Source organism: Calditrichota bacterium (assembly GCA_014359355.1).
Taxonomy (GTDB): domain Bacteria; phylum Zhuqueibacterota; class Zhuqueibacteria; order JANLFK01; family Oleimicrobiaceae; genus Oleimicrobium.
In genome coordinates this window covers 1-1398 of sequence record JACIZP010000260.1, presented here as the reverse complement: position 1 = coordinate 1398, position 1398 = coordinate 1, and the positions used below count along the sequence as shown (strand labels likewise).

The 1398-nt window shown below is 62.1% G+C and carries 2 protein-coding genes; both read left to right on the top strand.

What is annotated here, in order from left to right; translation table 11 throughout:
* The coding region (gene mltG / locus H5U38_11575) for an endolytic transglycosylase MltG (GenBank protein MBC7187662.1) at nt 1-595 on the top strand (595 nt) is incomplete at its 5' end.
* Between the two features lie 6 nt (nt 596-601).
* On the top strand, nt 602-1398 hold a 797-nt coding region (locus H5U38_11570), incomplete at its 3' end, for a UvrD-helicase domain-containing protein (protein ID MBC7187661.1).

Genomic DNA, 1398 nt, shown 5'->3' with positions numbered 1-1398 from the left:
CCTGCTGCGGGAACTTGGAGTAAGTGCCCCGTCCCTCGAAGGATACCTTTATCCGAGCACGTATCAGTTTTACTGGGGCGTGGCACCGGAGGTGGTGATTCGCACGATGGTGAAGGAGTTCTGGCGGCAGATGGGCGATAGCGTGCAGGCGTGCGCCCAGGCCATGGGCATGACGCTCCACCAGGTGGTGACTCTGGCCTCCATCATTGAGGGCGAGGCGATGCTCGCCGAGGAGCGTGCGCTCATCTCCGCTGTTTACCACAACCGCCTGCGGCTACGCATGCCCCTGCAGGCCGATCCCACAATTCAATACTTGGTCCCAGGGCGGGGGCGACGACTGCTGAAGAAGGACTTGGCTATCGATTCCCCGTACAACACGTATCTGTACCCTGGCTTGCCACCGGGTCCGGTGAACAACCCCGGCATGGCTTCTATTGTGGCGGCGTTGCACCCGGCGCCGGTGGACTATCTTTACTTCGTGGCCCGCGGCGATGGGGGGCATGTGTTCAGTCGTACGCTCCGCGAGCATCTGCGTGCTAAGGAACGCTTCGACCAGGTGCGGCGGCAACTCCAAGCGGCGCAGCGGCAAAGGTGAGGACTCATGGCGCGCCCAGGGTCGGCAAAGGGAAGAGAACTCCTCGCAGCGTTGAACGAGGCCCAACGCGCGGCGGTCGTTGACGTGGACGGCCCGGTTCTGATCCTTGCCGGTGCCGGAAGCGGCAAGACCAGAGTCCTCACCTACCGCATCGCCTACATGATTGCCACCGGAAAAGCCAAACCGGAGGAGATCCTGGCCGTCACTTTCACCAACAAAGCGGCCGGCGAAATGCGCGAGCGCGTCGACCAGCTGGTTCCCGGAGTGGCGGCGCACATCTGGGTGAGCACGTTCCATTCGGCGTTCGCGCGCGTTCTGCGGCGAGAGGGCGGGCACATCGGCTTGCCGAGAAACTTTTCCATCTACGATGAAGAGGACCAGAAGCGGCTGATCAAGCAGTGCATCGAGGAGTTGGGCTTGCCGGAAGGGCGATACAACCCTGGAGTGATCGCAGCGCTCATCAGCCGCGCAAAGTCGGCGGTGGTGCTCCCAGGTGACTATGCCAGCGCCGCAGAAAACGAGTTCGAAGCCAATGTGGCGCGTCTGTACCAGCGCTATCAACAACGCCTGCGCGAGGTCAACGCCGCAGACTTTGACGACCTGTTGCTCCTGCCAATCGTGCTCTTCCGCAGCCACCCGCTGGTGCTCAATGCCTACCAGGAACGCTTCCGTTACATCCTGGTGGATGAGTATCAGGACACGAACCATGCGCAGTACGAGCTCCTGAAGCTGCTTTCTGCTCGCTATCGCAACCTGTGCGTGGTGGGGGATGACGACCAGTCCATCTACCGCTGGCGGGGGGC